Source organism: Exiguobacterium sp. s101, assembly GCF_018617835.1.
Classification (GTDB): domain Bacteria; phylum Bacillota; class Bacilli; order Exiguobacteriales; family Exiguobacteriaceae; genus Exiguobacterium; species Exiguobacterium marinum.
This window is the reverse complement of the sequence record NZ_JACSKX010000007.1, coordinates 64,817-87,797: the sequence shown is the minus strand read 5'-3', so window position 1 is coordinate 87,797 and position 22,981 is coordinate 64,817. Positions and strand designations below refer to the sequence as shown.

General features: G+C 49.4%; 25 protein-coding genes and 1 riboswitch. Of the genes, 14 read left to right on the top strand and 11 right to left on the bottom strand.

What is annotated here, in order from left to right; translation table 11 throughout:
• The first annotated feature begins 114 nt into the window (after positions 1–114).
• Positions 115–435, top strand: a complete 321-nt coding sequence (locus KNO76_RS07820) for a PadR family transcriptional regulator (protein WP_026824570.1) — start codon at positions 115–117, stop codon at positions 433–435.
• The gene (locus KNO76_RS07815) at positions 432–1,460 is read left to right on the top strand and encodes a DUF4097 family beta strand repeat-containing protein (protein ID WP_214703652.1); all 1,029 of its coding nucleotides are present in this window, start codon (positions 432–434) and stop codon (positions 1,458–1,460) included. The genes KNO76_RS07820 and KNO76_RS07815 overlap by 4 nt, the downstream gene beginning before the upstream one ends.
• A 39-nt stretch (positions 1,461–1,499) precedes the next feature.
• Here the strand turns inward: KNO76_RS07815 and KNO76_RS07810 are convergent, their stop codons facing one another.
• The 4 genes from KNO76_RS07810 to KNO76_RS07795 form a co-directional block, all read right to left on the bottom strand.
• A complete protein-coding gene (locus KNO76_RS07810) occupies positions 1,500–2,192 on the bottom strand; it encodes a LutC/YkgG family protein (protein ID WP_026824568.1) in 693 nt (230 codons plus the stop codon).
• Positions 2,192–3,592, bottom strand: a complete 1,401-nt coding sequence (locus KNO76_RS07805) for a LutB/LldF family L-lactate oxidation iron-sulfur protein (RefSeq protein WP_285800440.1) — start codon at positions 3,590–3,592, stop codon at positions 2,192–2,194. Before KNO76_RS07805 ends, KNO76_RS07810 begins: the two co-directional genes overlap by 1 nt.
• 2 nt (positions 3,593–3,594) lie before the next feature.
• Positions 3,595–4,332 (bottom strand): (Fe-S)-binding protein, encoded by a 738-nt coding sequence (locus KNO76_RS07800; protein WP_214884406.1) that lies wholly within the window; start codon positions 4,330–4,332, stop codon positions 3,595–3,597.
• A 228-nt stretch (positions 4,333–4,560) separates the two neighbouring features.
• Complete coding sequence (locus KNO76_RS07795; RefSeq protein WP_214703822.1) at positions 4,561–5,844, bottom strand: NCS2 family permease; 1,284 nt, start codon at positions 5,842–5,844, stop codon at positions 4,561–4,563.
• Between the two features lie 244 nt (positions 5,845–6,088).
• Between KNO76_RS07795 and KNO76_RS07790 the strand changes: the two genes are divergently transcribed.
• The 5 genes from KNO76_RS07790 (at position 6,089) to KNO76_RS07775 (ending at position 8,896) form a co-directional block, all read left to right on the top strand.
• Positions 6,089–6,322, top strand: coding sequence for a hypothetical protein (locus KNO76_RS07790; protein WP_026824564.1), 234 nt, complete (start codon positions 6,089–6,091; stop codon positions 6,320–6,322).
• A 10-nt stretch (positions 6,323–6,332) separates the two neighbouring features.
• Positions 6,333–7,292, top strand: a complete 960-nt coding sequence (locus KNO76_RS07785; RefSeq protein ID WP_214884403.1) for a LacI family DNA-binding transcriptional regulator — start codon at positions 6,333–6,335, stop codon at positions 7,290–7,292.
• Positions 7,293–7,359: 67 nt separating this feature from the next.
• Positions 7,360–7,641, top strand: a complete 282-nt coding sequence (locus tag KNO76_RS07780) for a HesB/YadR/YfhF family protein (RefSeq protein ID WP_214703658.1) — start codon at positions 7,360–7,362, stop codon at positions 7,639–7,641.
• A gap of 97 nt (positions 7,642–7,738) precedes the next feature.
• A complete protein-coding gene (locus KNO76_RS14175; RefSeq protein WP_256441184.1) occupies positions 7,739–7,873 on the top strand; it encodes a hypothetical protein in 135 nt (44 codons plus the stop codon).
• Between the two features lie 93 nt (positions 7,874–7,966).
• Positions 7,967–8,896 (top strand): manganese-dependent inorganic pyrophosphatase, encoded by a 930-nt coding sequence (locus KNO76_RS07775; RefSeq protein ID WP_214878967.1) that lies wholly within the window; start codon positions 7,967–7,969, stop codon positions 8,894–8,896.
• A 91-nt stretch (positions 8,897–8,987) separates the two neighbouring features.
• Here KNO76_RS07775 and KNO76_RS07770 read toward each other — a convergent pair whose 3' ends face one another.
• From KNO76_RS07770 to KNO76_RS07760, 3 genes are read right to left on the bottom strand one after another with little or no spacing between them, the layout of a single operon-like run.
• The gene (locus KNO76_RS07770) at positions 8,988–10,112 is read right to left on the bottom strand and encodes a DUF418 domain-containing protein (RefSeq protein WP_214884400.1); all 1,125 of its coding nucleotides are present in this window, start codon (positions 10,110–10,112) and stop codon (positions 8,988–8,990) included.
• Between the two features lie 20 nt (positions 10,113–10,132).
• Positions 10,133–11,686, bottom strand: coding sequence for an ABC-F family ATP-binding cassette domain-containing protein (locus KNO76_RS07765; protein WP_214884396.1), 1,554 nt, complete (start codon positions 11,684–11,686; stop codon positions 10,133–10,135).
• 60 nt (positions 11,687–11,746) lie between these two features.
• The gene (locus KNO76_RS07760) at positions 11,747–12,355 is read right to left on the bottom strand and encodes an NAD(P)-dependent oxidoreductase (RefSeq protein WP_214884393.1); all 609 of its coding nucleotides are present in this window, start codon (positions 12,353–12,355) and stop codon (positions 11,747–11,749) included.
• 126 nt (positions 12,356–12,481) lie between these two features.
• Positions 12,482–12,583: riboswitch (purine riboswitch) on the top strand.
• Positions 12,584–12,659: 76 nt separating this feature from the next.
• Here KNO76_RS07760 and KNO76_RS07755 point away from each other — a divergent pair.
• The 4 genes from KNO76_RS07755 to KNO76_RS07740 are packed head-to-tail and all read left to right on the top strand — an operon-like array spanning position 12,660 to position 15,613.
• Positions 12,660–13,241: a xanthine phosphoribosyltransferase gene (locus KNO76_RS07755; protein WP_214884391.1), complete on the top strand. Its 582-nt coding sequence runs from the start codon at positions 12,660–12,662 to the stop codon at positions 13,239–13,241.
• Complete coding sequence (locus tag KNO76_RS07750; RefSeq protein ID WP_214884388.1) at positions 13,238–14,542, top strand: nucleobase:cation symporter-2 family protein; 1,305 nt, start codon at positions 13,238–13,240, stop codon at positions 14,540–14,542. Before KNO76_RS07755 ends, KNO76_RS07750 begins: the two co-directional genes overlap by 4 nt.
• Before the next feature lie 34 nt (positions 14,543–14,576).
• Positions 14,577–15,224 (top strand): NAD(P)H-binding protein, encoded by a 648-nt coding sequence (locus KNO76_RS07745; RefSeq protein ID WP_214884385.1) that lies wholly within the window; start codon positions 14,577–14,579, stop codon positions 15,222–15,224.
• Positions 15,221–15,613 carry an RDD family protein gene (locus KNO76_RS07740; protein WP_214884382.1) on the top strand — a complete coding sequence of 131 codons (393 nt, stop codon included), beginning with the start codon at positions 15,221–15,223 and terminating at the stop codon, positions 15,611–15,613. Before KNO76_RS07745 ends, KNO76_RS07740 begins: the two co-directional genes overlap by 4 nt.
• Before the next feature lie 19 nt (positions 15,614–15,632).
• On the opposite strand, the gene KNO76_RS07735 is transcribed toward KNO76_RS07740, so the two are convergent.
• Positions 15,633–16,898 carry a purine/pyrimidine permease gene (locus KNO76_RS07735; RefSeq protein ID WP_214884379.1) on the bottom strand — a complete coding sequence of 422 codons (1,266 nt, stop codon included), beginning with the start codon at positions 16,896–16,898 and terminating at the stop codon, positions 15,633–15,635.
• Between the two features lie 73 nt (positions 16,899–16,971).
• On the opposite strand from KNO76_RS07735, the gene KNO76_RS07730 reads away from it, so the two are divergent.
• The gene (locus KNO76_RS07730; protein ID WP_214703675.1) at positions 16,972–17,676 is read left to right on the top strand and encodes an alpha/beta hydrolase; all 705 of its coding nucleotides are present in this window, start codon (positions 16,972–16,974) and stop codon (positions 17,674–17,676) included.
• A gap of 35 nt (positions 17,677–17,711) precedes the next feature.
• On the opposite strand, the gene KNO76_RS07725 is transcribed toward KNO76_RS07730, so the two are convergent.
• The 3 genes from KNO76_RS07725 to KNO76_RS07715 form a co-directional block, all read right to left on the bottom strand.
• Positions 17,712–18,890 carry an MFS transporter gene (locus KNO76_RS07725; RefSeq protein ID WP_214884375.1) on the bottom strand — a complete coding sequence of 393 codons (1,179 nt, stop codon included), beginning with the start codon at positions 18,888–18,890 and terminating at the stop codon, positions 17,712–17,714.
• Positions 18,891–19,007: 117 nt separating this feature from the next.
• Positions 19,008–19,799 carry an endonuclease/exonuclease/phosphatase family protein gene (locus KNO76_RS07720; RefSeq protein WP_214884372.1) on the bottom strand — a complete coding sequence of 264 codons (792 nt, stop codon included), beginning with the start codon at positions 19,797–19,799 and terminating at the stop codon, positions 19,008–19,010.
• Positions 19,800–19,850: 51 nt separating this feature from the next.
• The gene (locus tag KNO76_RS07715; RefSeq protein ID WP_214884369.1) at positions 19,851–21,479 is read right to left on the bottom strand and encodes a PTS transporter subunit IIBC; all 1,629 of its coding nucleotides are present in this window, start codon (positions 21,477–21,479) and stop codon (positions 19,851–19,853) included.
• Between the two features lie 220 nt (positions 21,480–21,699).
• Between KNO76_RS07715 and KNO76_RS07710 the strand changes: the two genes are divergently transcribed.
• Together KNO76_RS07710 and KNO76_RS07705 are read left to right on the top strand one after the other, a co-directional pair.
• Entirely contained in the window at positions 21,700–22,464 is a 765-nt protein-coding gene (locus KNO76_RS07710; protein WP_214884366.1) for a TrmH family RNA methyltransferase, read from the top strand.
• A complete protein-coding gene (locus KNO76_RS07705) occupies positions 22,412–22,981 on the top strand; it encodes a GNAT family N-acetyltransferase (protein WP_026824547.1) in 570 nt (189 codons plus the stop codon). The genes KNO76_RS07710 and KNO76_RS07705 overlap by 53 nt, the downstream gene beginning before the upstream one ends.

Sequence of the window (22,981 nt, the reverse complement as noted above, 5' to 3'; positions counted from 1 at the left end):
CAGATTCATTTCCTCAGATGCTATATATTAAGAAATTAGGGGAATACTCACTATTATTTATTAAATAGTAGTAAATGATGTGCTATTGTTCTATGTATAGTAGGGGGTGGGATCATGAATCCTCAATTCAAAAAAGGTGTGTTGAATCTTTGTGTACTTGCGCTTGTGGCAGAACAAGACCGCTACGGCTATGAACTCGTTCAAGCGATTTCGGCCAAAGTGGCCATTTCGGAAGGTGCTGTTTATCCATTGTTACGTCGACTGACGACAGATGGCTATTTCACGACGTATTTAACGGAGTCCGGGGAAGGGCCACCGCGAAAGTATTATCAGATTACGGAACAAGGGAAAACACATTTGACTGAGTTGCGAGCGGAATGGGATGTATTCACAAACGGCGTCAATGACTTAATCCGAGGGGGAGACGACAGATGAATGAAGAACAGTACTTGTCAGAGCTTGAGCAATTATTGATGAAAGTAAAGGTGAAGGATCGCCTCGATATATTACGAGATGTGTCCGAGTATTTCTCGAGCGGCCGATTAGAAGGAAGAAGTGATGAAGAGATGGCACGCGAGTTAGGGGAACCGAGCATACTCGCCTCGGAACTGCTCGCCTCCGTCGATTTTGAAGTATCGGAGTCGACACGACCACCCGCGGTTGTTAAAAGTTCGACGGTAGCCTTTCAAAGTGTCCTCATTCAAGTACAAAATGCGCAAGTGTTCGTCACTCCATCACAAGATGGCTATGCTTACGCAACGCTCGAAACAGAGACGGATCATGGGGTCGCGATGGACATCGTTGGGGACACACTGGAGATTCGAATCGAATCAGAACGTCGTTTTGGTCTATCTGATCTATTTTCATGGTTCGGGTCGAAAGCACCGGTGCTTCGGGTTGAATTGCCACATCACGCCTATCATCAAATTCAATTGAAAAATCGCCACGGTTCGAGTGATGTACAGGATCTCCAAGCGGAACGATTACATGTCGAAAGTGAGAACGGTCGAGTCGTCGCGCATCAGATTCAAGCGAAACACGGTTTACTGTGCACCTCGAACGGAAAAGTGCTTGCGTCGAGTTGTCACGGTCATGATTGGGAGCTTCACTCCTCAAATGGTCGTGTCGAAGCGAAACACTCTCGACTGGAGCGCATCAACATCCATTCGTCGAACGGTCGAATCGATATCAATCACGTCACGGGGGCGATTGATGCCAAAACGTCAAACGGACGGATTGACTGTTCCGTACAAGCGATTCAAGCACCGATTCGGTTAAAATCGAGCAATGGAAAAATTGACTTACATGTCGATGAACGTCCGGAAGATGTGACGATTCGAGCGAAGTCTCGAAATGGTAAAGTTGATGTGTTCGGCGAACGATCGAAGGAATGCGTGTTTGGGGACGGGGCGATTGAAGTGAAGTTAACAAGTTCAAACGGAAGCGTCACCGTGTCATGATAAAAGTAGCCCCTCCATCAATCGATAGAGGGGCTTTCCTTATAAATCATGCACCAAAATATAGGCGACTCGAACAGGACCATGAACGCCGACAATGAGATTCATCTCGATGTCGGCTGAGTTTGACGGTCCAGAGATGAAATTGACACCGTTCGGGGAATGAAGGCCGTCTCGGTCTAGTGCGGCAAGTTGTTGTGCCGTTTGCGTCATGCGCGGAACAAGGACAGACTTCGGGATGATCGCGATATGGTCTTGTGGTAACAGACTGATGGTCCGTGATTTACCAGGTTTCGCATATTGGACGATCGTCGCACTTTCCGCAAACGCTGCATCCGCAATTGTGATTCCGATGTCAGCACGTATAGCCAAATCTCGACTCATTTCCGGTTGTGTCGAATCCCACCAAGCGAACGTCTCACTCGTTGAGGGTGCCCAAGCAGAAATCCGTTCATCGTTTTCCGCAAGGATGCGCGTTCCTTCATAGCGTTCAATCAAGAGACGGAGCGTATCATCAAGATGTTTCGATTCACATTCTACTAAATCGGTGTGGATTCGGGTCGCGACCATGCGAAACGTCTCGAGCAGTTCCTCTTCACTCACACCTTTTAACACGTGATCTTGTGGATGGTTCTTATATTCGCGTTTCGGTGGTGTGAGGTCAATTTCACGACCAAGTTGTTTCGCGATGCGTTTTAAAAAGTCTTCACGGTTTGTAATTGTTCCAGGATTCATCAGACGTTCCCTCGTTTCTTGAACCAATCTCGAACGGTCTGTTTATTTGGCTGTGGTAAGTCTTTCGAGTCCGTCCAAGCTGGTAGTCCTTTTTCAATCTGACCAGACGTGGCGAATGGTGATGACGCAAACGGTGCAACGTGTTCCGCTGCTTCAAATAAGAACGGACTCGAAGCCGTGACGGCAAATCCTTTCATCGCAATCCGCTCCACGAAAGGTGATTGTTTATTCTCTTCTACGATGACACGGCGGTGTTCGATCAACAGTTCATGTAGCGGAATCTTCACAGGACATGCCTCTGTACAGGCGCCACATAGACTCGACGCGTAGGGGAGTTCTTTGTAGTTCTCATACCCGTCAAGGAGTGGGGCCAAGACGGCACCAATCGGACCAGGATAGATGGAGCCGTACGCATGACCACCGATATGACGGTAGACAGGGCAGACATTGATACAGGCCGCGCAACGAATACATTGCAGGACAGATTGAAACTGTGTGCCGAGAATGCCTGATCGTTTGTTGTCGACGATGACGAGATGGAACTCTTCTGGTCCATCGACTTCCCCGACTGCGCGCGTTCCGGCGAACGTCGTGATATATGAAGTGAGTCGCTGACCGACGGCGCTTCGACAAAGCATATTGACGAGTACCTCGAACTCTTCATAGGAAGGGACGACGCGTTCCATCCCCATAACAGAGATGACCGTGTCAGGAAGTGATGTCACCATGCGTCCGTTTCCTTCATTTGTCACAAGCCCGACGGCTCCACTCTCCGCAATGGCGAAATTACAGCCGGTGATGCCGACTTCTGCCTTCAAAAAGTCTTTCCGTAATTCTTGTCGCGCATAGCGACCGAGTTCAGTCGGGTCGTTCGAGCCGATATATCCGTGAGCAGTGAACGTTTCATGCACAGCGTCTCGGTCTTTATGCAAGGCAGGGGCGACGATGTGAGACGGTGGGTCTTCGTCAAGTTGTAAGATCCATTCCCCAAGGTCGGACTCGACGACGGTACATCCTTCTTCCTGAAGCGCCTCGTTCAATCCGATTTCTTCTGTGACCATCGATTTTGATTTCACGACATGTTTGGCTTGTTTCGAGCGAACGACTTCCCGAATGTAGCGGTTCGCTTCTTCTGGTGTCTCTGCAAAGAAGACGCTCCCGCCGCGTTTTGAGACGTTTTCACTCAATTGATATAAGTAATAGTCCAGATGTTCAAGCACATGCTGACGAATCTCTTCCGAGTGGTCACGGAATGCTTCCCAGTCCCCGAGTTCGCCCGCAGCGTTCAACCGTCCATCGCGCAGTCGGTTTTGAGCCGAACTGACGGCTTGACGCATAAACGCATCCTCAATCCCGTCTTTCCGACGGTCCTGAAACTTCTCATCTAACCGAATCCCCATGCTCATGCTTGCTTCACTCCTTCATTTAAGACTTCGGCAATATGCATCACTTTAATCGGATGTCCTTGTTTATGAAGACGTCCACCGATATTCATTAGGCATGAAGCATCAGCTCCAATCAACACCTCTGCGCCTGACTGTAAGATGGACTCGACTTTCTCATCCACCATCTGGACCGACACATCCGGCATTTTGACAGAGAACGTTCCTCCAAACCCGCAACAGTTATGTACGTTCTCAAGTGGAATCATCGTCAGACCGTCGACGTTCTCGAGCAATTTCCCGGGAGCTGCTTCAATTCCGAGGAGGCGAGTCATATGACAGGATGCATGGTACGTCGCCTTACTAGGGAACTTAGCACCGACATCGGTGACTTCGAGCACATCAACGATGAACTGCGTCAGTTCGAACGTTTTGGCGGCGTGCGCTTCTGCGCGTGGTCTCCACATCGGGTCATCTTGAAATAAATGTGGATAGTCGCGCATCATCATGACACAAGATCCTGATGGTCCGACGATATACTCTGCATCTGCCTTCTCAAACGTTTCAATCATGTGCTTGGCGATTTTCTTCGTTTCCTCATGATAACCACTATTATAGGCGGGTTGTCCACAGCACGTCTGTTCAAACGGGAAAGTCACATCGCATCCTAAATGTTCGAGTAATTCGACTGTCGCTTTTCCGACAGAGGGGAACAACGTATCAGATAAACATGTGACGAATAAAGCTACATTCGGCATAGTCATTCCTTCTTTCTTCTAAATAATAACGATTTCAACGTCATTATTTCATAAAGCGTAGGAAAGTGACAGAAAAATGGGGAGAAAAACTTATTTATTTGTAAAATACTGTGTAATTGATAACGCATCTCACTGAACCGATATTCATCTCTTTTCTGATATAAAACAGGGAAGGAGCACGTATAACAGAAAAGATCCTCGTCACATGACAAGGATCTTTTGTCTAACTTATAGGAAGAACATTTCCAAAATGAAGAGTGCGCCGAACAAGTAGATGAGCGGGTGAACCGTCTCTTTGTTCATTGCTTTGAAGATTGGGTATAAGATGAACCCGAATGCGATTCCGCGTTCGATGCTTCCTGACAAAGGCATGATCAAAATCGTCATGAACGCCGGGAAGTATTCGCTAAAGTCACTCCAATCGATGTACCGGACATTCGTCAACATGAGCGCACCGACGATGATGAGGGCAGGAGCCGTGATCGCCGCTACGCCAGAAATGGCACCGATGAGCGGGCTGAAGAAGAGTGTCAATCCGAACAATCCAGCGACGATGGCCGTCGTGAGACCCGTACGTCCACCTTGGGCGACACCGGCAGCAGACTCGATGTATGCCGTAGATGGGCTCGTTCCGACGAGTGATCCACCCATTGTAGCAAGCGAATCGGCAAAGAGTGCACGGTGACCATTCTCGATCGTTCCGTCTTCTTTTAAGAGACCGGCTTGTTTTCCGACACCGACAAGCGTACCTGTCGTATCGAACAATGTGACGAGGAAGAACGAGAGCACGGCACCGAACAAACCGTATTGAATGACATCACTAAATGCCGTCACGGGGTTGACCATGAGTCCCTCCGGAAGGGTTGGCATCGCCGTGACACCGTCGATTTTTAAGATATCCATGAAGTATGCCGCAATCCCGGTAAGTACCATCCCGATGAGTAAAGAACCGGGTACGTTTCGTGAGAAGAGGAGTGCTGAGATGATCAAACCGCCTAGTACGAGTAGAGCTTCTGGAGAAGACACGTCACCGAGACGCACCAAGTTCGCCTCGTCGGCGACGATTAAGCCCGATAACTTCAAACCGAGTGAAGCGATGAAGAGCCCAATCCCGGTCGTGATGGCATGCTTCAACGAAGTCGGGATCGCTTGAATCAGTTTCGTCCGAATCGGAGAGAGCGACAAAATTAAAAAGAAGACAGACGAGACGAAGACGACACCGAGTGCGGCAGACGGGGCAATCTGCTCTTGGGCGACAAGCGTGTAAGCGAAGAATGCGTTTAGCCCCATCCCTGGCGCTACAGCGATCGGTAAGTTCGCATAAAACGCCATCAAGCCTGTCCCGATGAGGATGGCAATGATTGTCGCCGTGAACGCTTGTGCGAACGGGATACCTGCGTCAGATAGAATCGCCGGGTTGACGACAGAGATGTACGCCATCGTCACGAACGTTGTGATCCCAGCGGTCACTTCCTGTTTAACATTCGTACCATGTTGTTTCAGCTGAAAGATATTCATCGATAAAACTCCTTATTACAGTCTATTTCCGAACATTAATTGAAAAAAATGAGTAAATTAACGTTATCAACTTGATGACTATACAAAAATGTTCGATTCACGTCAATTGTTTTACGTAAAAAACATGGAAAATGAGGAATAGTAGTAAAAAATGTTCGGAAATTAACTTTTCTAAAAAGATGCTTGCTCTGAAACGCGTTTCAGAAGATACGGTATAGACAAAGGGAGGGGAACCGATATGAAGCCGACAACGTGGAAGACATGGTGCAGTGGAATCGTATACGAGCTCGTCATCAATCAGTTGTATACACCGTTTGGAAAAATGTTGTGTACCCGTTTCCGTGAAGAGTTTCTTCATTTACCGTTAGAAGAGCGCTTCCGTCTCGTTCAGGCGATCCGTTGCCAAGTCGTCGAAAGAGGTGACAGTCAGCAAGCAGAGTGGGTACACTATATGCAAAGACTGACAAGTTGAGGTGAGACGAATGGCGAATATTCGAGATATCGCAAAGCACGCTGACGTTTCGGTGACGACGGTTTCGCGCGTCTTGAACGAGCATCCGTACGTATCGAAAGAAAAACGGGCCCGTGTCCATAAAGCGATGAAGGAGCTCGGGTATTTGCGGAATCAACAGGCGTTGACGTTGTCGACAGGAAAAACGCAACGTGTTGTCGTCATCTTGCCTTACATGGATCATCCGTATTACGGTCTCTTCGTCAACGGGCTCGCGAAAGCGGCCCTCGAGCACGATTACCGACTCGTCATGTGGCAAACGGAGTATAAGCTGAGTGAGGAGCGACAAGCACTCGATTTATTGAAGCATCGCGAAGTCGACGGGGCGATCGTCTTGTCTCACGAGATGTCCTTTAAAGAAATGGAGACGTACCGCGCTTACGGACCGATTGCCGTGGCGACCGTCGGTGCACCAGAGACGATTTCATCGATTCATGTCGATCATTACGCATCATTCGTATCCGGTATTCGTGTATTACAGAGTCACGGGTATGAGCAGATTGGTATGATTTTGTCGAGAAGCCATAGTCCGAGTTCCCTTGCGCGTCAGCAAGCCTATTTCGATGAAGTAGCGCATGCGCGTGAGCAATGGATTTGGACTGGGTATTTGACGAGCGAGGATGGCGTTCGGTTGGCTGAAACGTTCCTCTCTCAAAAAGAGCGTCCTCGAGCGCTCTTTTTCTCGTCTGATTATGTCGCGCTCGGATTTTTAGGAGAGATGCAACGAAGGCATATTGCCATTCCCGAAGAAGTCGCTATGCTCGGATTTGACGGGCATCCGATTGGTCGGGCGTTCGGACTGTCGACGATGCTCTCTCCGAATGAACAGATTGGCAGGCGTTTATTTGAAACGACGCTTGCCGAGATGAACGGTGCTCAACCTGAAACACATGGGATGACAGTCAGCTATCAAGTCGGGACAACACTTTAGGCAACTTCCTCGCTCGACTGTTTTGAAACGTTTAGAATGAAAGGAGTAGTCGAGAGGAGGAGATGTTATGAAGATTCAAGTAACAGAAGAAGCGCTCCAATGGTTCAAACAAGAGATGGAAGTCGAAGCGGGTCAAACGGTTCGTTTGTTTGCGAAATACGGGGGTTCGACAGACTTGACGCACGGTTTCTCCGTCGGGGTCATCACGGAAGAAGTGAACAATGCGGCCGTTGAGACAGAAGAAGATGGCATCCGTTTCGTCGTGGCGGAACAAGATGAGTGGTTATTCCAAGGCCAAGACGTGAAAGTCGAACTTCGCGAAGAAGAAATCGTCTTCGTACAAGCCTGACGTTTCAGTTTGTTTACGTTTGATGAAATATCGTTTCATGAAATCTAGCTTGGGGAACAGGTTACGACAAGTCAGATTTTCGAAAGGATGACGTGATATGTCAGACAAAGAAAAGCGTGAACAAGAAGAAAAAGAGAAGTTGAAACGAGATCAACCGGACATCTCCCACGAAGAGGATTCAAAAGGAGATCATTCCGACCTCGAAGAGACAGATGAAGACGAACAATCATAAGAGCCGACACGGCTCTTTTTGTTTGGGAATTGAAAGAAATGTCGTGGACGTTATAATGGATAAGGGAAAACTATTTAGTGAGGAGAATGAGATATGAGTACAGTACTAGTCTTCGGACATAAAAATCCAGATACCGATACGATCACGTCAGCGCTCGCCTATGCCGAGTTGAAGAAGAAATTAGGGATGGACGCAGAGGCAGTCCGTCTCGGTGAAGTGAACGGGGAAACACAATATGCACTCGATCACTTCCGCGTAAAAGCACCACGCTTGATCGAAGGCGTGAAAGGTGAGGCGGAAGAAGTCATCTTAGTCGACCACAACGAGTTCCAGCAAAGTGCGGACGGCATTGAAGACGTGCGAATTCTTGAAGTCATCGACCACCACCGCATCGCGAACTTCCAAACGGCAGACCCGCTCTACTATCGTGCGGAACCAGTCGGATGTACAGCGACGATTTTGTTGAAGTTGTATAAAGAGAATGGTGTCGACATTGCAGCGGACATGGCCGGTTTGATGCTTTCAGCCATCATCTCGGATTCGCTTCTCTTCAAATCGCCGACATGTACGGATGAAGACATCAAGGCAGCGAAAGAACTTGCAGACATCGCTAGCGTCGATGTGGAAGCATACGGTCTTGAGATGCTCAAAGCGGGTGCGGACCTCAGCCAAAAAACGATTGAAGAGCTCATCTCACTCGATGCGAAAGAATTCGCGATGGGTGACTATCGTGTCGAAATCGCACAAGTGAACACGGTCGACGCGAACGATGTCTTGAACCGCAAAGAGGAAGTCGAAGCGGCCATCTCCAACACGGTTGCAGCGAAAAACTTAGACTTGTTCGTATTCGCCATCACGAACATTTTGACGAACGATTCGGAAGCCATCGTCGTCGGACCAAAACCAGAACTCTTCGAACAAGCGTTCAACGTGACGCTTCAAAGCGGATTGGCGACACTTCCAGGCGTCGTCTCGCGTAAGAAGCAAATCGTACCCGTTTTAACTGAAGCGGCAACAAAATAAAAACTCGAAGCCTATGCCTCGAGCGGAACTGCAGACGTGAATACGTCTGCAGTTTTTGTTTTAAAAAAAGACCGGACAATAAAGTCCGATCTTAAGATGATTTTGTTTGTCTTCCGTATGTTCCGAGACGCCACAGCTTCTCAAACGGTCCGTAACGGTGATTTTTTAGCCACCACATCGAGAAGAACGATTGGGCAATCAAAATGGCGATGCTGAGGAATAGGCCTTCGGTTAAAGAAAGCGCCCCGTACGCCCCGAGTGCGATCACTGGCAAGACAATAATCAACGTATGTGTCAAATAGTTCGTGAGTGCCATCCGACCGAGCGCTTGGAGCGGTGCGAACGTGCGACCTTTTCGAACGGCGACCGTGAACAGGCAGACATATGTCGTGGCGAGTAGCTTCCCGGAAATCCATACGGCTGCTGAGTTCGTTGACATATAAGAGGCGCCATCACCGTAATGATGCCAGATGATGATTCCCCAGAATGGCATGGCTGCAATTGCGCAGATGGCAGCAGTCCGGGTCAACCCTTGGATGCTCCAAGTCAGAAGCTTTCGTTCCCGTCCGATGAAGAGACCGAGTAAGAACAGACCGAGAATCTCGATTCCGACAAAAAGTGAATTTTGAATCATAGTAAAAATCTCGTTGTCGAATCGATAGCCTAGCCAAGGACCGAAGCCTGAATTAAAGACCGTCGGGAACGACTCTCCTAAATACATGTATCCAAAAGCCCACTCTACATAGATAGGGGCAACGTTGAATAGTAAGAAATTTACAGTCAACAGTCCCCATGCCCACGTCAGAATGGCACGGTTACTCAATCCGTAAAAAAGAGGAAGCAATAAGCCCCACATCGCATACGTATGAAGGATGTCACCCGACCAAATCGCCAAGTGCGCGAGACCGAACAAGAAAAGAATCAAGATTCGGCGTATGTAACGACTGACCGAATCGCCCCGAGCGTAAGAGCGCTCGAGGAAAATCGAAAAGCCGATCCCAAATAGGAGGGAGAAGATCGTATAAAATTTCGTCTGCACGAACAAGTCAAAGAGGGTGCGGACGAATAAATCGCTTCCCGCATAGTCGGGGCGACCGAACATCCAGTCGCTCCCGAGCATGGTAGGAATATTAACGAGGAAAATGCCGCAGAGGGCAAACCCTCGGATAATGTCATACAAGATAATCCGTTCATTCGTTTGAATTGGGCCAGCCATACGACACGTCCTTTACTGAATTAGAATACTTTCGTCGTCCACGATTCACAGTTCCAGACGTCTGTGACGATATCCTCATAGAATTCTGGTTCGTGACTGATAAGGAGGACGCTTCCTTTGTACTCTTTCAACGCACGCTTCAACTCTTCCTTCGCGTCGACGTCCAAGTGGTTCGTCGGCTCATCGAGCAAGAGAAGGTTTGTCTCGTTATTAAGGAGTTTACAAAGACGAACTTTCGCCTTTTCTCCACCACTGAGGACCGAGATCTTACTTTCAATGTGCTTCGTCATGAGACCGCATTTCGCGAGCATCGCGCGCACTTGCTGTTGATTGAGTGACGGGAACTCGCTCCAAATTTCTTCGATACACGTGTTGTTGCTCGTTACTGCTTCCTGTTCGAAGTAACCCATTTCAAGAAACTCGCCGCGTTCGACTGTCCCTTCAAGCGGGTTGATTAAGCCGAGTAAGCTCTTCAAGAGGGTCGTCTTCCCGATCCCGTTTGCTCCGACGAGGGCAATCTTTTGACCGCGCTCCATCTGCAGATCGAGCGGACGTGAGAGTGGCTCATCGTATCCGATGACGAGACCTTTCGCATCAAAGATGAGTCGTCCTGACGTACGGGCCTGCAAGAAGCGGAATTCCGGTTTCGGACGATCTGCGCTCAATTCGATGACATCCATCTTATCAAGCTTCTTCTGACGTGACATCGCCATGTTTCGTGTCGAGACGCGTGCCTTATTACGGGCAACGAAGTCTTTCAAGTCGGCAATCTCGGCTTGTTGACGCTTGTATGCGGCTTCAAGTTGTGAGCGTTTCATTTCGTACACTTCCATGAACTTGTCATAATCCCCGACGTAGCGGTTCAACTCTTGGTTCTCCATATGATAGACCAAGTTGATGACGCTATTTAAGAACGGGATATCATGCGAAATCAAGATGAAGGCATTGTCATAGTTTTGAAGATAGCGTTTCAACCACTCGATATGGACTTCATCCAAATAGTTGGTCGGCTCATCGAGGAGTAAGATATCTGGCTTCTCAAGAAGCAATTTCGCGAGCAATACTTTCGTACGCTGTCCGCCTGACAAGTCCGTGACGTCACGGTCGAGACCGACGTCTAAAATACCGAGACCACGTGCGACTTCTTCTACTTTCGCATCGATGATATAAAAGTCGTTCGAGTCGAGCGTCTCTTGAAGTTCACCGACCTCAGCGAGCATGTCTTCCATCTGTTCAGGTGTAGCATCTCCCATCTCCATGTAGAGTTCGCCGATGCGTGTCTCCATGTCAATCAAGTATTGGAAGGCACCTTTCAAGACGTCCCGGATCGTCATTCCACGCTCGAGTACCGCGTGTTGGTCGAGATAACCGACACGGACATTTTTCGCCCATTCGATTTTCCCTTCATCCGGTTGCAGTTTGCGTGTGATGATGTTCATGAACGTCGATTTTCCTTCACCGTTCGCTCCGACGAGACCGATATGCTCTCCTTTTAAGAGGCGGAAAGAGACATCGTTCAAAATAGCGCGGTCACCAAAGCCGTGGCTCAAGTTTTGTACCGTTAATATACTCATAATTCGTTTTCGTTCCTTTCAAAGTAAACTACCCGATATTGTAGCATGAATCGAACCAAATTAGTACGCCAGTCCGACCGACTCCCGTACGTGTTCATGTTCTTCAATCGTATGAAGCATGAACTGGGCGACATCTGCCCGGGAGATGTGCTTCCCGTTCTCTGGCACTTCATCGATGGCCGTGCGATAAGTCGAGGTGCGAGGGCCATCCGTCAATTGCATCGGTCGTACAATCGTATAATCGAATGACGAATTGCGCCATAAGTCCACGGCTGCTCGATGATCGCGGAGCGGCTTCCGAAGCATAAACGTAATGGCTTTCCCCGCAAGTCCCGGAATCTCATTGTCAATACCGGCTGAGGCCAAATAGACGACGCGTGAGATGCCATTCGTCTTCATCGCTGGGACGAGCTTGTCCGTGACACTCGCTAAAAAGTCCGGGTCGCTCAAATCCGTTCCGAGACAACTGACGACTGCGTCGTGACCGTGCATCGCTTCCGTTAACGAATCGATGTCATATAAGTCGCCTTCGATGATTTCAAGTTGTGGCGTCCGAATCAGCTTTTTCTGTTCACGGACGAACGCAGTGACATCATGACCGTGCTCGATGGCTTGATCGATGAATTGATGTCCGGTCCGACCGGTTGCGCCTAATACGAATAACTTCATAAGGGTAGGGCTCCTCTCTCATATCCAATATATACAGTATACAGCAGTTTCAGAAAAATCGAACATTTCACCGTTTGATTCCAACCTATTGCATTTCTCGTCAGCTCGTCTACAATAAGGTCTATCTTAAATAAATAGATTCGCACTCGTATATCAGCGGAAATATGGTCCGCAAGTCTCTACCGAACTACCGTAAATGGTTCGACTACGGGTGGCGCTTGTCGTATGCTATCTTTGATTTCCATGCGGTTCGTTGCCTCCCGATGAGGGGTGACGAATCGCATTTTTTATTGGAGGGAAAACAATGAAGCAGTTAGAAGACAAAATCCGTGAAGAGGGTCGGGCCCTTTCCGACCAAGTGTTGAAAGTCGACGCCTTCTTGAATCATCAGGTCGATCCGGTGCTCATGCAAGCTATCGGAAAGGAATTTACAGAGCGTTTCAAAGACGCCAACATCGACCGAATCGTCACACTCGAATCGAGTGGAATTGCGCCGGCGATGATGACGGCACTTGAGATGGGTATCCCGTTCGTATTCGCGCGTAAACGAAAATCGCTGACACTCCAAGATGACCTCGTGGAGGCAGACGTCTATTCGTTCACAAAACAAGAGACGAACCGCATCAGCTTAAGTCGACGCTTCGTCTTACCAGGCGAACGCGTTCTCGTTATCGACGACTTCCTCGCGAATGGGGAGGCGGCACTCGGACTGACACAACTCGTCGAAGCGGCAGGTGCGGAGGTCGCAGGGGTTGGCATCGTCATCGAGAAGTCATTCCAACCGGGGCGCGATAAATTGATCGAGCGTGGCTATCACGTCGAATCGCTGGCACGCATCGCGAAATTAGAGAAAAATCACATCTCATTCGTGGAGGTCGTTCGATGAATACATTCAAGACGGCAAGTCTAGGATTCCAACATCTACTCGCCATGTACACGGGAGCGGCAATCGTCCCGCTCATCGTTGGTGGTGCCATTGGTCTAGGTCCAACCGAACTCGCTTATCTCGTCGCAATTGATTTATTCATGTGTGGGGTGGCGACGTTACTACAAGTATGGACGACACGCTTTACCGGTGTCGGATTGCCGGTCGTCCTCGGATGTACGTTCACGGCGGTCGGTCCGATGATCGCCATCGGCAGCGCGAACGGAATTACGGCCATTTATGGCGCGTTGATTGCGAGCGGACTGATCGTCATCCTCATCTCCGGATTTGTTGGGAAGCTCGCACGCTTCTTTCCACCAGTCGTTCTCGGTTCTGTTGTGACAATCATTGGTCTCTCACTCATCCCAGTCGCCATCAATGACATCGGCGGCGTGATGCCGGGTGAGCCTGGGTTCGCATCGATGCAAAATCTCGGATTAGGTGGTTTAACGATTGTACTCATTCTCGTCTTGAATCGTGTCGGGACCGTCTTCACACGTGCCGCGGCTGTCCTCTTTGCCATACTGATTGGAACGGGGGTCGCCGCTTCACTCGGGCTCGTCGACTTCAGTCCTGTCCGTGAGGCGGGTTGGTTCCAAATGGTCCAGCCGTTCTATTTCGGGATGCCGACATTCGACGTGTCCGCCATCCTCGTCATGATGCTCGTCGCCATCATCTCGATGATTGAATCGACCGGTGTATTTTTGGCGCTCAGCGATATCACGAAAAAGCCAATCGGTGCGAAAGAATTGACGAAGGGGTATCGTGCGGAAGGAGTCGCGACGATTCTCGGAGGGATTTTCAACAGTTTCCCGTACACGACGTTTAGTCAAAACGTTGGACTCGTCCAATTGTCAGGTGTGAAATCACGGCGTGTCATCTTTTGGACAGGTGGGTTGCTCATCTTGCTCGGCTTCCTTCCGAAAGTCGCTACGTTCACGACATTGATTCCAAAACCAGTGCTTGGGGGGGCGATGCTCGTCATGTTCGGAACAGTCGCCGCTTCTGGAATTCGGATTCTGAGCCAGGTCGACTTTTCGAAAAACGAGAACTTGATCACCATTGCCCTCTCAATCGGTGTCGGACTCGGGATTACGGCAAACCCGGCTATCGTCGCAAACATGCCGGAATGGCTTCAGCTGTTCACAGATAGCGCCATCGTAGCAGGTTCGTTCACAGCGCTCCTCTTGAACGGGTTCTTCCGTACGATGGACCGTTATCGTCCCACGACGATCATTGCCGAGGAACGACAAGTCGGCTAGACTGAAGGAAATAGTAGTCTAGGAGGAGTCATAGATGGGGAAAACTGCATTTGTCGTAGGCGCGACCGGTTTGATTGGCCGCGAATTGGTTGAACAGTTGTTAGAAAGTGACCGTTATGATGCGGTCTGGATTGTCGTCCGACGCTCAAAGCGTTGGAGTCATCGGAAGCTACATGAGGTCGTCGGATTCGAGGAGATGGATGCAGCGCTTCCACAGATCGACGACGTGTACTGTGCACTCGGCACGACGATTGCGGTAGCCGGCTCGCAGGAAGCGTTCAAACAAGTCGATTTAGAATTACCACTTGAAGTTGCTCGTGTCGCCAAGGCACATGGTGCGACGCGCTATGCAGTTGTATCGGCACAAGGTGCGTCGTTGCGTTCATCTTTCTTTTACAACCGTGTGAAAGGGGAACTCGAGAACGCGTTACGCGTCTTCAACTTCCGTCATTTGATTATCGCACGTCCTTCTCTATTACTCGGAGAGCGTGATTCTTTCCGACTTGGGGAGAAAGCGGCCGAGGTCATCAGTCGACCGTTCCAGTCACTTTTGCTTGAGAAGACACCGGAAGTCGCACCGATTCAAGCGCTGCACGTTGCACGTGCCTTGATCATGGCGTCTGAAGAAGGTGAAGGAATCGAAGTGTTGACGTCGGGGATGATGCAGAGGATGAGCCGATGAATACATTGACGAAGAAACGAACGAAAGCGGTCTTGATTGACAGTGTCATCGCAGGGTTCGTCAGTTATGGCGTAGAACAACTTGTTCGAAAGAAAGTGAAGAGCGAGTTCGTACATGCGGTCGTGACACCGACGCTATTAACGTATGTGATGGAAGCTTGCCAAATGAGTCGAGGAGGACAAACAATCGGCTATAAACTGATGGGACTCGAGTTGAAAAATGATGACGGCACGGCTGTCACGGCGAAGCAGGCGTTACAGCGCGCCCTATATCGTGACACCTCGTCAGCAGTTCGTTATTGGAAAGACCGTGCGCATTTCGAACAAGAAGAAGGCGCCGTATTACCGCACGATGCCCGTTACCATATGCATGTACGTGAAAAGAACTGACCATAGGCCAGTTCTTTTTTTAATCCTTGATTTTACTTAAGATGGCCGTCGTTAAGGCAACAATTGTTCCAAGGACGAGTCCGTTAGAGAAGACGGTCGCAAGGAGCGGTGGCAAATCATTCATCGAACCAGGTGGCAGAAGCATTGCTCCGGCACCGATGACGAGCGGGAGACCGACCGTGAGAGAAGCCGTTGATTGTTTTAATTCAAAGGCTGCCTCATTGATTCCGATGATGATCATCGTCGCGATGAGCGGAGTCACAATCGCATAGCCGACAGCGGCCGGGATACTCGCAATCAACGAGACGAATGGACCGATGAGTGCTAACCCCATCATGAGGGCGTGAGCAATCAGATGAGGGGCGCGTTGGACGCTCTCCGTAGAAGAGAGGAATCCGGCCGTCCCTGAAATAGCGACAGGACCCGGTGTACCGAAGAGACCGGCCACGATTTGACTGACACCACTGGCGACACCCGACGCGGGAACGTTCCCTTTGATTTCTCGTTTTTCACGAGAACTGACGATGCGCTCGATCAACTTGATATTCGCGAGTACGTTCGTCATGAGAAGCAAGGTGATGACGAAAGCCGTCGGCAACAAGTTCCAATCCCACACCCAATTTCCGAACGGAAGCAATTCCGGTACGAGGAAGAAGGATTCCGAACGAACGATTGGATTCCCGAGGTTGAGTAAGTGAAACAAACCGAATCCGACGAATAGTGTCATGACGAGTCCATATTGCTTGAAGCGACTTTGCTCGAGCGTGAGTGCGAACAAGACGAGACCAGCCGTCGCGACGGCTTGGACGATGTTGATCCCGTCTTCCGTCACCCCGAAGCCGCCTTTGATGACAGCCCCTGATAATTGGAGGACGAGCAAAATCATATAGACGCCGAGCACTTGCGGTGTAAACAGGGAAAGCATGCGTCTCAGGATGCCGGTGACGGTCAACAATACACCGATGATCCCGCTTAAGAACAACATAAAACCGAGTGCCTGCAGCGTCTCTTGCTGACTTCCATATAGGGCGGGACCGATGGATGCGTACAGGGTGAAGACACCCCACCAAATGCCGGCAGGTCCTTCGAGAATCGGGAGGCGATGTCCGAGCATCGTCTGAACGATGCTAAAGAGTGCGAAGATGAAGAGTGAGCGGGATATGAAGGTCATCGTCTCACCTGGTGACAGTTCAAACAAGGCGGCGATGGAGAGTGGTGGTACAATATTTGTAGCTAAAATAAAAATAAACCACTGAATCGTCGTGGTTACATTACTTCTGGTCATGGTGTCCCCCTGATCATACTTTTTCTTATTAGTGTAACGTTATGATGAAGTGGATGCAAATGGAGGCTATATAATGAAGAAATTCTTTAAATGGGCAGGACTGGTAGTCTTAGGACTGCTTGTCATCGCGGTCGCTGGCTTTTTCATTTGGACACAGTTCACGTATGGACCGACCGATGAAGCGACGCAGTATGCGGAAGAAGGGACCTTGGTTGACAATCGTCTCGAGTTCGGAGACACGGCGAGCGAGGTCGGGGTCATTCTCTACCCAGGGGCAAAAGTCGAGAAAGAGGCGTATGCGTATTATGGAACACGATTAGCCGAGGAAGGTGTTTTCGTCGCCATTCCGTCGCTTCGTCTCAACTTAGGCATTTTAGATATCGACGCAGCCGATTCAATCATCGAGGCACATCCGGAGATTGAACGCTGGATCGTGGCCGGTCATTCGCTCGGAGGTTCGGCGGCATCGGGTTACGCGCTCGAGCATCAAGAGTTGGTGGACGGTGTGATTTTCCTCGCCTCGTATCCGATCAGTTCGATGGTCGATAGTGATTTACGCGTGCTATCGATTTCAGGTGAATTGGATGGGCTGGCTGTCCCGGAAGACATCGATGCGAGTCGAAACGATCTTCCTGACGATAGTCAATTCGTGCAAATTGAAGACGGGAATCATGCGAACTTCGGGATGTATGGTCCACAAAAAGGAGATCAGGAAAGTCCGCTTACATCGAAAGAACAATTGGACGAAGTCCTTTCGGCGATTCTCGAATGGTTATAAAAAAACGTGCGCACCTGCATCGAGGTGCGCACGTTTTAGCGTTGGTCGAGCGAATAACTGATTGCAGTCAACCCGGCTGTGACGAGGGCGACCAATCCGCCGACGAGCGCGAGCGTCATGATCGGACTCGTCGCATAGACGACACCACCGAGAGCGGAACCGAGTCCAATTCCGACATTACTTGCCACTGGCATGAGTGACGAGGCGAGACCTTTGGCGTTCGGATTGAACTTCTCTGCCAAATCAATCAAATAAATCTGAGTCGATGTCGTCAATAAAATTGCCATGAACGACATGAGTGCGATATTGAGAAGACCGAGCGTCACATTCGACGTCGTCACAAATAGCGCGGCCAGGACGAACGCCTGGACGAGAAAGACGAACCGTAGGCGTCCGATTGGATTGTGACTAGCGATTTTTCCGGCAGCGATATTACTGAAAATCGAAATGAATCCGTATGCGAATAAAATCGGACTGACCCAAGCGACCGGTACACCGAGTACATCTTTTAAAATCGGCACGAGATACGTATACACGACATACGTTGCCCCGAAACCGAACGCCGGAATCAGGAAGGCAATCAAAATGCGCGGATTCGTCAGGAGTGCCATTTGTTCACGGAGTGATGCTTTTTCTTGAGACAACTGGTTCGGCAAGACACGATAAATGGCGATCCAGGCGACTGCACCGAGTGTAGTCGTTAATAAAAATGTGGATTCCCAACCTGCCTGCTGTCCGATAAACGTCCCGATTGGAACACCGAACACGTTAGCCATCGTGAAGCCACCGAAAATAAAGGACACAGCCACACCTCGTTTTGCTGGAGGGACGCTTTCACTGGCGACGAGCATGGCGAGCGAAATCAAGACACCTGTGACGACGGCCGTCAACATGCGTAAGACGAGTAACCATTCATACAGTGGGGCCAGGCTGCTCAACAAGTTCAGAATAGTGAACAGAATGGTCAGACCGAGCATCAATTTACGTTTTGGGAGATGACTCGTCAAGGACATCATGATGGGTGTGCCGACGGCGAAGCTGATGGCGAATGCCGATACGAGACTTCCTGCCGTCGCGATGGAAATGGATAGACCGCTTGCGATATCAGGCAAAATGCCGACGATGACAAATTCACTCGTTCCGAGAACGAAGGTTAATAAGGAGAGGGATAGGACTAGGGTCCAGTCGCTTCGATTGAGCGAGCTTGTCTTCATGTTCAAACACTTCTTTCTATTTCATTCATTAGTAGTTAGACATCAGTCTTTTATCACGTTACAAGATTTTCCCCAAAAGAAAAACCCTTTTCTCCCAAGTCGGAAGAAAAAGGTGAATCAGCGCCAAAACACGGTCGCTTCGACACCGGCGTGGTCGGAGACGACGGGCCCGTTCTCGCCATCGAAAACGACGGCATGACGGGAGACGTGAATCGGTGCATTCGTCAACATCAAGTCGATGCGGAGCGATTTCTTGTTTTCATCCCATCCAGCGATTTTCCCTTGGACGGTCGCATCGCCTTCGCGTTCCGTTGCGAGATGGAACAAGTCTTGGAGCCCTTTCTCCATCAAATAATCGTATCCTTCGCCTCGAATGAAGGCATCGTTGTTGAAATCACCGAGTAGAAGAGCATGATCGTCATGCTCGACGCGACGCAGCAGTTCATCGAGTTGATGCTTCACCGGTTCTTCTTCGTCATGCCACCATCCGAGGTGACACGAGTAGACGGTCGTCGGAGCATCTGCTCCTTCGATGACAGCTTTGACAATCTTACGGGACTTGTAATTGTCAGGGTCCGTCGTCTTCGATACGAAGAATGAATTGATCGATAGAAACGGCGTGCGTGACAAGATGGCGACGCCTTCCTCATAAATGTCATATCCGTAATGAGCAAAGTCCCATGTCATGTGATAGGGAAGATTTAACTCTTTCAGGCGCTCGACGAGGACGTGTGCGAAGTTGTTCTCACGGATGTTCCCGTAGAGGATTGGAGCCTCTTTATGTTGATTGACTTCTTGAAGCGCAATGAGATCGTACTCTTCGCTCGCAATGCGTTCGATGATGGCATCAATTTTCTCTTGTTGGCGGTCTTCTAACCAGGCATGACAATTGAGCGTTAAAATGTTCACGATAGTCCTCCTTTAGAAAAAGGCCAACTCTCGAGCGAGTTGGCCGGTAGATTATGCACCGATGACGTCTTGAATGTCTGATTTCAATACGTCGGCTTTCGGGCCGTAGATGGCTTGGACCCCACGGTCTTTCACAATCAGACCCATAGCGCCATTTTTCTTCCATTCTTGTTCGTCAGAGACGAGTGAGACGTCTTTAACGGTCACGCGAAGACGAGTCATACATGCGTCGACATCCTCAATGTTTTCTTCCCCGCCGAGAAGCGTGATAATCCCCATGACTTGTTCGTTACCTGTCACAGACGACTTCTCTGTCGTCTCTTCCATGTAGTTCCCGTTACGTCCTGGCGTTGGCAAGTTCATCTTCTTGATGAAGAAGTTGAATACACCGAAGTTGAGGAAGAAGAATACGACAGAAACGAGAACGAAGTTGATCAAGTCTTGAAGAAGTCCTGCTTTGACGATCATCGGGATGCGCGTCAAAAGTTCGATCGCACCGAAAGCGTGAACACGTAGGTCGATGATATCTGCCAAGGCGAAGGCAGCACCCGCCATGAGTGCGTAGACGACGTAAAGAACTGGTGCGACGAACATGAACATGAACTCGATTGGTTCTGTGACACCTGTCAAGAAGACAGCGAGTGCGGCTGACAAGAACATCGGCTTGTACTGTTCTTTTTTCTCTGCATCGACGTTACGATACATCGCATATGCGGCACCAATCAACGCAGCGAATGACAAGATGACTTGACCGACTTTGAAGCGGGCCGGAACGACATCGGCGAGAAGCGCGTTGTATGCGGCAGTATCACCAGCAGCACGCAAGTTGACGAGGTCCGTCACCCATGCCAACCAGAGCGGGTCTTGCCCGGCAACGACCGATCCAGCTGTCGCACCTGTTAAAATCGTATACGTTCCACCGAGTTCCGTGTAGTTCATTGGTACTGTGAGCATATGGTGTAAGCCAAACGGCAAGAGTAGACGTTCGAGTGCCCCATAAATGAATGGAGCGAGTACTGGAGCCGTGTTACGAGATGTGGCAATCCACTCACCAAAGCTGTTGAGCGCCCCTTGGATGGTTGGCCATACAATCGATAGAACGAGGGCAGCAAGGACCGAACCAAGGATGACGACAAATGGTACGAAGCGCTTCCCGTTAAAGAACGAGAGGGCGTTCGGCAACTTGTTGAAGTTGTAGAAACGGTTATAAAGTGCACCACCGAGGAAACCGGCGATGATCCCGACGAACACACCCATGTTGAGGGCAGGTGAACCGAGTACAGATGTGAAGTAGTCCGCGACGACAAGGTTTGCACCGAATAGTGAATCGATTGTCGCTTCAGGGTCTTGAAGCATGGCGCCGTTGACACCGAAGATGGCTCCCGTGACACGGTTAATCAAAATGAAGGCGAGGAGTGCTGCGAACGCACCACCTGCACGATCTTTTGCCCACGAACCACCAATTGCGACTGCGAAGAGGATATGTAAGTTGACGATGATTCCCCAACCTAAATCTTCAATGATGCGAGCCGTCGTTAATAAAATACCGACATCTCCGGCTGACATTCCAATCAGTTTTCCAATCGAAATCATCAAACCGGCAGCTGGCATAACGGCGATGACGACCATTAAGGCCTTGCCAAGTTTCTGCCAGAAATCGAATGAGATCATTTTTTTCATACTATACGCTTCCTTCCTGTGAGGGAGTTTTGTCTATTTTTATGTTTGCCAATAGTGCAATCGCTTGCATTAATAATTGTAATCGATTGCATAAATTCGTGCAACCGTTTTCGCTATTTTCATTTTTTTCATTCTTTAAACGGATTGGGGTACATAGGGGCAAACTTGTCAGTCGAATCGAATCTAGCTACAATATGATAGGTTGAAGGGAGCGAGAAAGATGGGATGGAGACAGACTACATCTGCTTTGACGAAAGAGGAGCAGATTGAATTAAAAGAAGAGTTGCTACAGAAAGGTGTCTTATTGAAAGAGGATCTTCCTCTCTATGAGATGCTCATGCCGGACCGAATCAAACGGATGTATGAAGTATTAAATATACGAACGAACCATATCACGATTTTAACGGAAGGTGTGGACGATCCACACAACCAATCTGCCGTCTTACGTTCGGCCGATGCGTTCGGGGTACAGACATTACACGTGGTCGAAGGGCGAGCGAAGTTTAAACCGAACTCGATCATCGCCAAGAGCGCAGATCGCTGGGTGGACGTCGTAGAGCATGGCTCCATTGAAGAAGCGATTGACTCCTTAAAAGAAGGCGGCTATCAAGTGTATGCGACGGCATTAAGTGAGGAAGCAATCCCACTCGATAAAGTCGATGTGTCGAAGCCAACCGTTCTTCTATTCGGGAATGAACATAGTGGTGTGTCGGAAGCGGCACTGAAGCAGGCGGACGGGAACTTTGTCATTCCGATGCAAGGGTACGTACAAAGCTTGAACATCTCCGTGGCGGCTGCGATCTCCTTGTATGATGTCACGACACGGTCTCGTCATATCGTGACGGATGGCTATGAACTGCCTGTCGAGGATCAAGCACGCATCTTTAAAGACTGGATGGTCAAGAGTCTACCGAAACGTTCGCTCGGACTATATAAACAAAAAGGCGTCACGGCTTTCGAACGGGAGACAGGAAATTCGGAATGAACGGCGAAAGGAAAAGACGTACGGAATCTTTGTCCAGAAACTGAAAGGGGATGGAACGATGAGTACGACGAGTTCATTTATCGTAAAAGATGTGACAAACAACTTTAAAGATTTTGAAGAGGATTTCTTCCGACTGTATCGTACGTTATATGGCGATCTCGATCAGTTACGATTTAAAGAGCGCCTGTATCGACACGCTAATCCGTTAGTGCTCTTAGCATTCTCAGAAGATCAGCTAATCGGCTTTAAGATTGGCTATGAGGCAGAGCCTTATCGATTTTATAGCTGGGCGGGCGGCGTACACCCGGACTTTCAAAAGCATGGTATCGGTCGCAAGCTGATGGACACGCAACTCGAGTGGGTCGAAGCGCAAGGGTTCCATTCGATTCGGACGAAAGCACGCAATACGAACAAAGGAGTCATCATCTTGAACCTCCTTTGTGGATATGACATCATGGGCGCCTACACAGAAGATGGAGAGCCACGCATCATGATGGAGAAACAATTGAATAGTTGA

Excerpts from the sequence above, each read along its gene's own strand:
- KNO76_RS07820 (WP_026824570.1), top strand. The coding sequence starts at position 115 with ATGAATCCTCAATTCAAAAAAGGTGTGTTGAATCTTTGTGTACTTGCG.
- KNO76_RS07815 (WP_214703652.1), top strand. The coding sequence starts at position 432 with ATGAATGAAGAACAGTACTTGTCAGAGCTTGAGCAATTATTGATGAAA.
- KNO76_RS07810 (WP_026824568.1), bottom strand. The coding sequence starts at position 2,192 with ATGAATCCTGGAACAATTACAAACCGTGAAGACTTTTTAAAACGCATC.
- KNO76_RS07805 (WP_285800440.1), bottom strand. The coding sequence starts at position 3,592 with ATGGGGATTCGGTTAGATGAGAAGTTTCAGGACCGTCGGAAAGACGGG.
- KNO76_RS07800 (WP_214884406.1), bottom strand. The coding sequence starts at position 4,332 with ATGCCGAATGTAGCTTTATTCGTCACATGTTTATCTGATACGTTGTTC.
- KNO76_RS07790 (WP_026824564.1), top strand. The coding sequence starts at position 6,089 with ATGAAGCCGACAACGTGGAAGACATGGTGCAGTGGAATCGTATACGAG.
- KNO76_RS07785 (WP_214884403.1), top strand. The coding sequence starts at position 6,333 with ATGGCGAATATTCGAGATATCGCAAAGCACGCTGACGTTTCGGTGACG.
- KNO76_RS07780 (WP_214703658.1), top strand. The coding sequence starts at position 7,360 with ATGAAGATTCAAGTAACAGAAGAAGCGCTCCAATGGTTCAAACAAGAG.
- KNO76_RS14175 (WP_256441184.1), top strand. The coding sequence starts at position 7,739 with ATGTCAGACAAAGAAAAGCGTGAACAAGAAGAAAAAGAGAAGTTGAAA.
- KNO76_RS07775 (WP_214878967.1), top strand. The coding sequence starts at position 7,967 with ATGAGTACAGTACTAGTCTTCGGACATAAAAATCCAGATACCGATACG.
- KNO76_RS07770 (WP_214884400.1), bottom strand. The coding sequence starts at position 10,112 with ATGGCTGGCCCAATTCAAACGAATGAACGGATTATCTTGTATGACATT.
- KNO76_RS07765 (WP_214884396.1), bottom strand. The coding sequence starts at position 11,686 with ATGAGTATATTAACGGTACAAAACTTGAGCCACGGCTTTGGTGACCGC.
- KNO76_RS07760 (WP_214884393.1), bottom strand. The coding sequence starts at position 12,355 with ATGAAGTTATTCGTATTAGGCGCAACCGGTCGGACCGGACATCAATTC.
- KNO76_RS07755 (WP_214884391.1), top strand. The coding sequence starts at position 12,660 with ATGAAGCAGTTAGAAGACAAAATCCGTGAAGAGGGTCGGGCCCTTTCC.
- KNO76_RS07750 (WP_214884388.1), top strand. The coding sequence starts at position 13,238 with ATGAATACATTCAAGACGGCAAGTCTAGGATTCCAACATCTACTCGCC.
- KNO76_RS07745 (WP_214884385.1), top strand. The coding sequence starts at position 14,577 with ATGGGGAAAACTGCATTTGTCGTAGGCGCGACCGGTTTGATTGGCCGC.
- KNO76_RS07740 (WP_214884382.1), top strand. The coding sequence starts at position 15,221 with ATGAATACATTGACGAAGAAACGAACGAAAGCGGTCTTGATTGACAGT.
- KNO76_RS07735 (WP_214884379.1), bottom strand. The coding sequence starts at position 16,898 with ATGACCAGAAGTAATGTAACCACGACGATTCAGTGGTTTATTTTTATT.
- KNO76_RS07730 (WP_214703675.1), top strand. The coding sequence starts at position 16,972 with ATGAAGAAATTCTTTAAATGGGCAGGACTGGTAGTCTTAGGACTGCTT.
- KNO76_RS07725 (WP_214884375.1), bottom strand. The coding sequence starts at position 18,890 with ATGAAGACAAGCTCGCTCAATCGAAGCGACTGGACCCTAGTCCTATCC.
- KNO76_RS07715 (WP_214884369.1), bottom strand. The coding sequence starts at position 21,479 with ATGAAAAAAATGATCTCATTCGATTTCTGGCAGAAACTTGGCAAGGCC.
- KNO76_RS07710 (WP_214884366.1), top strand. The coding sequence starts at position 21,700 with ATGGGATGGAGACAGACTACATCTGCTTTGACGAAAGAGGAGCAGATT.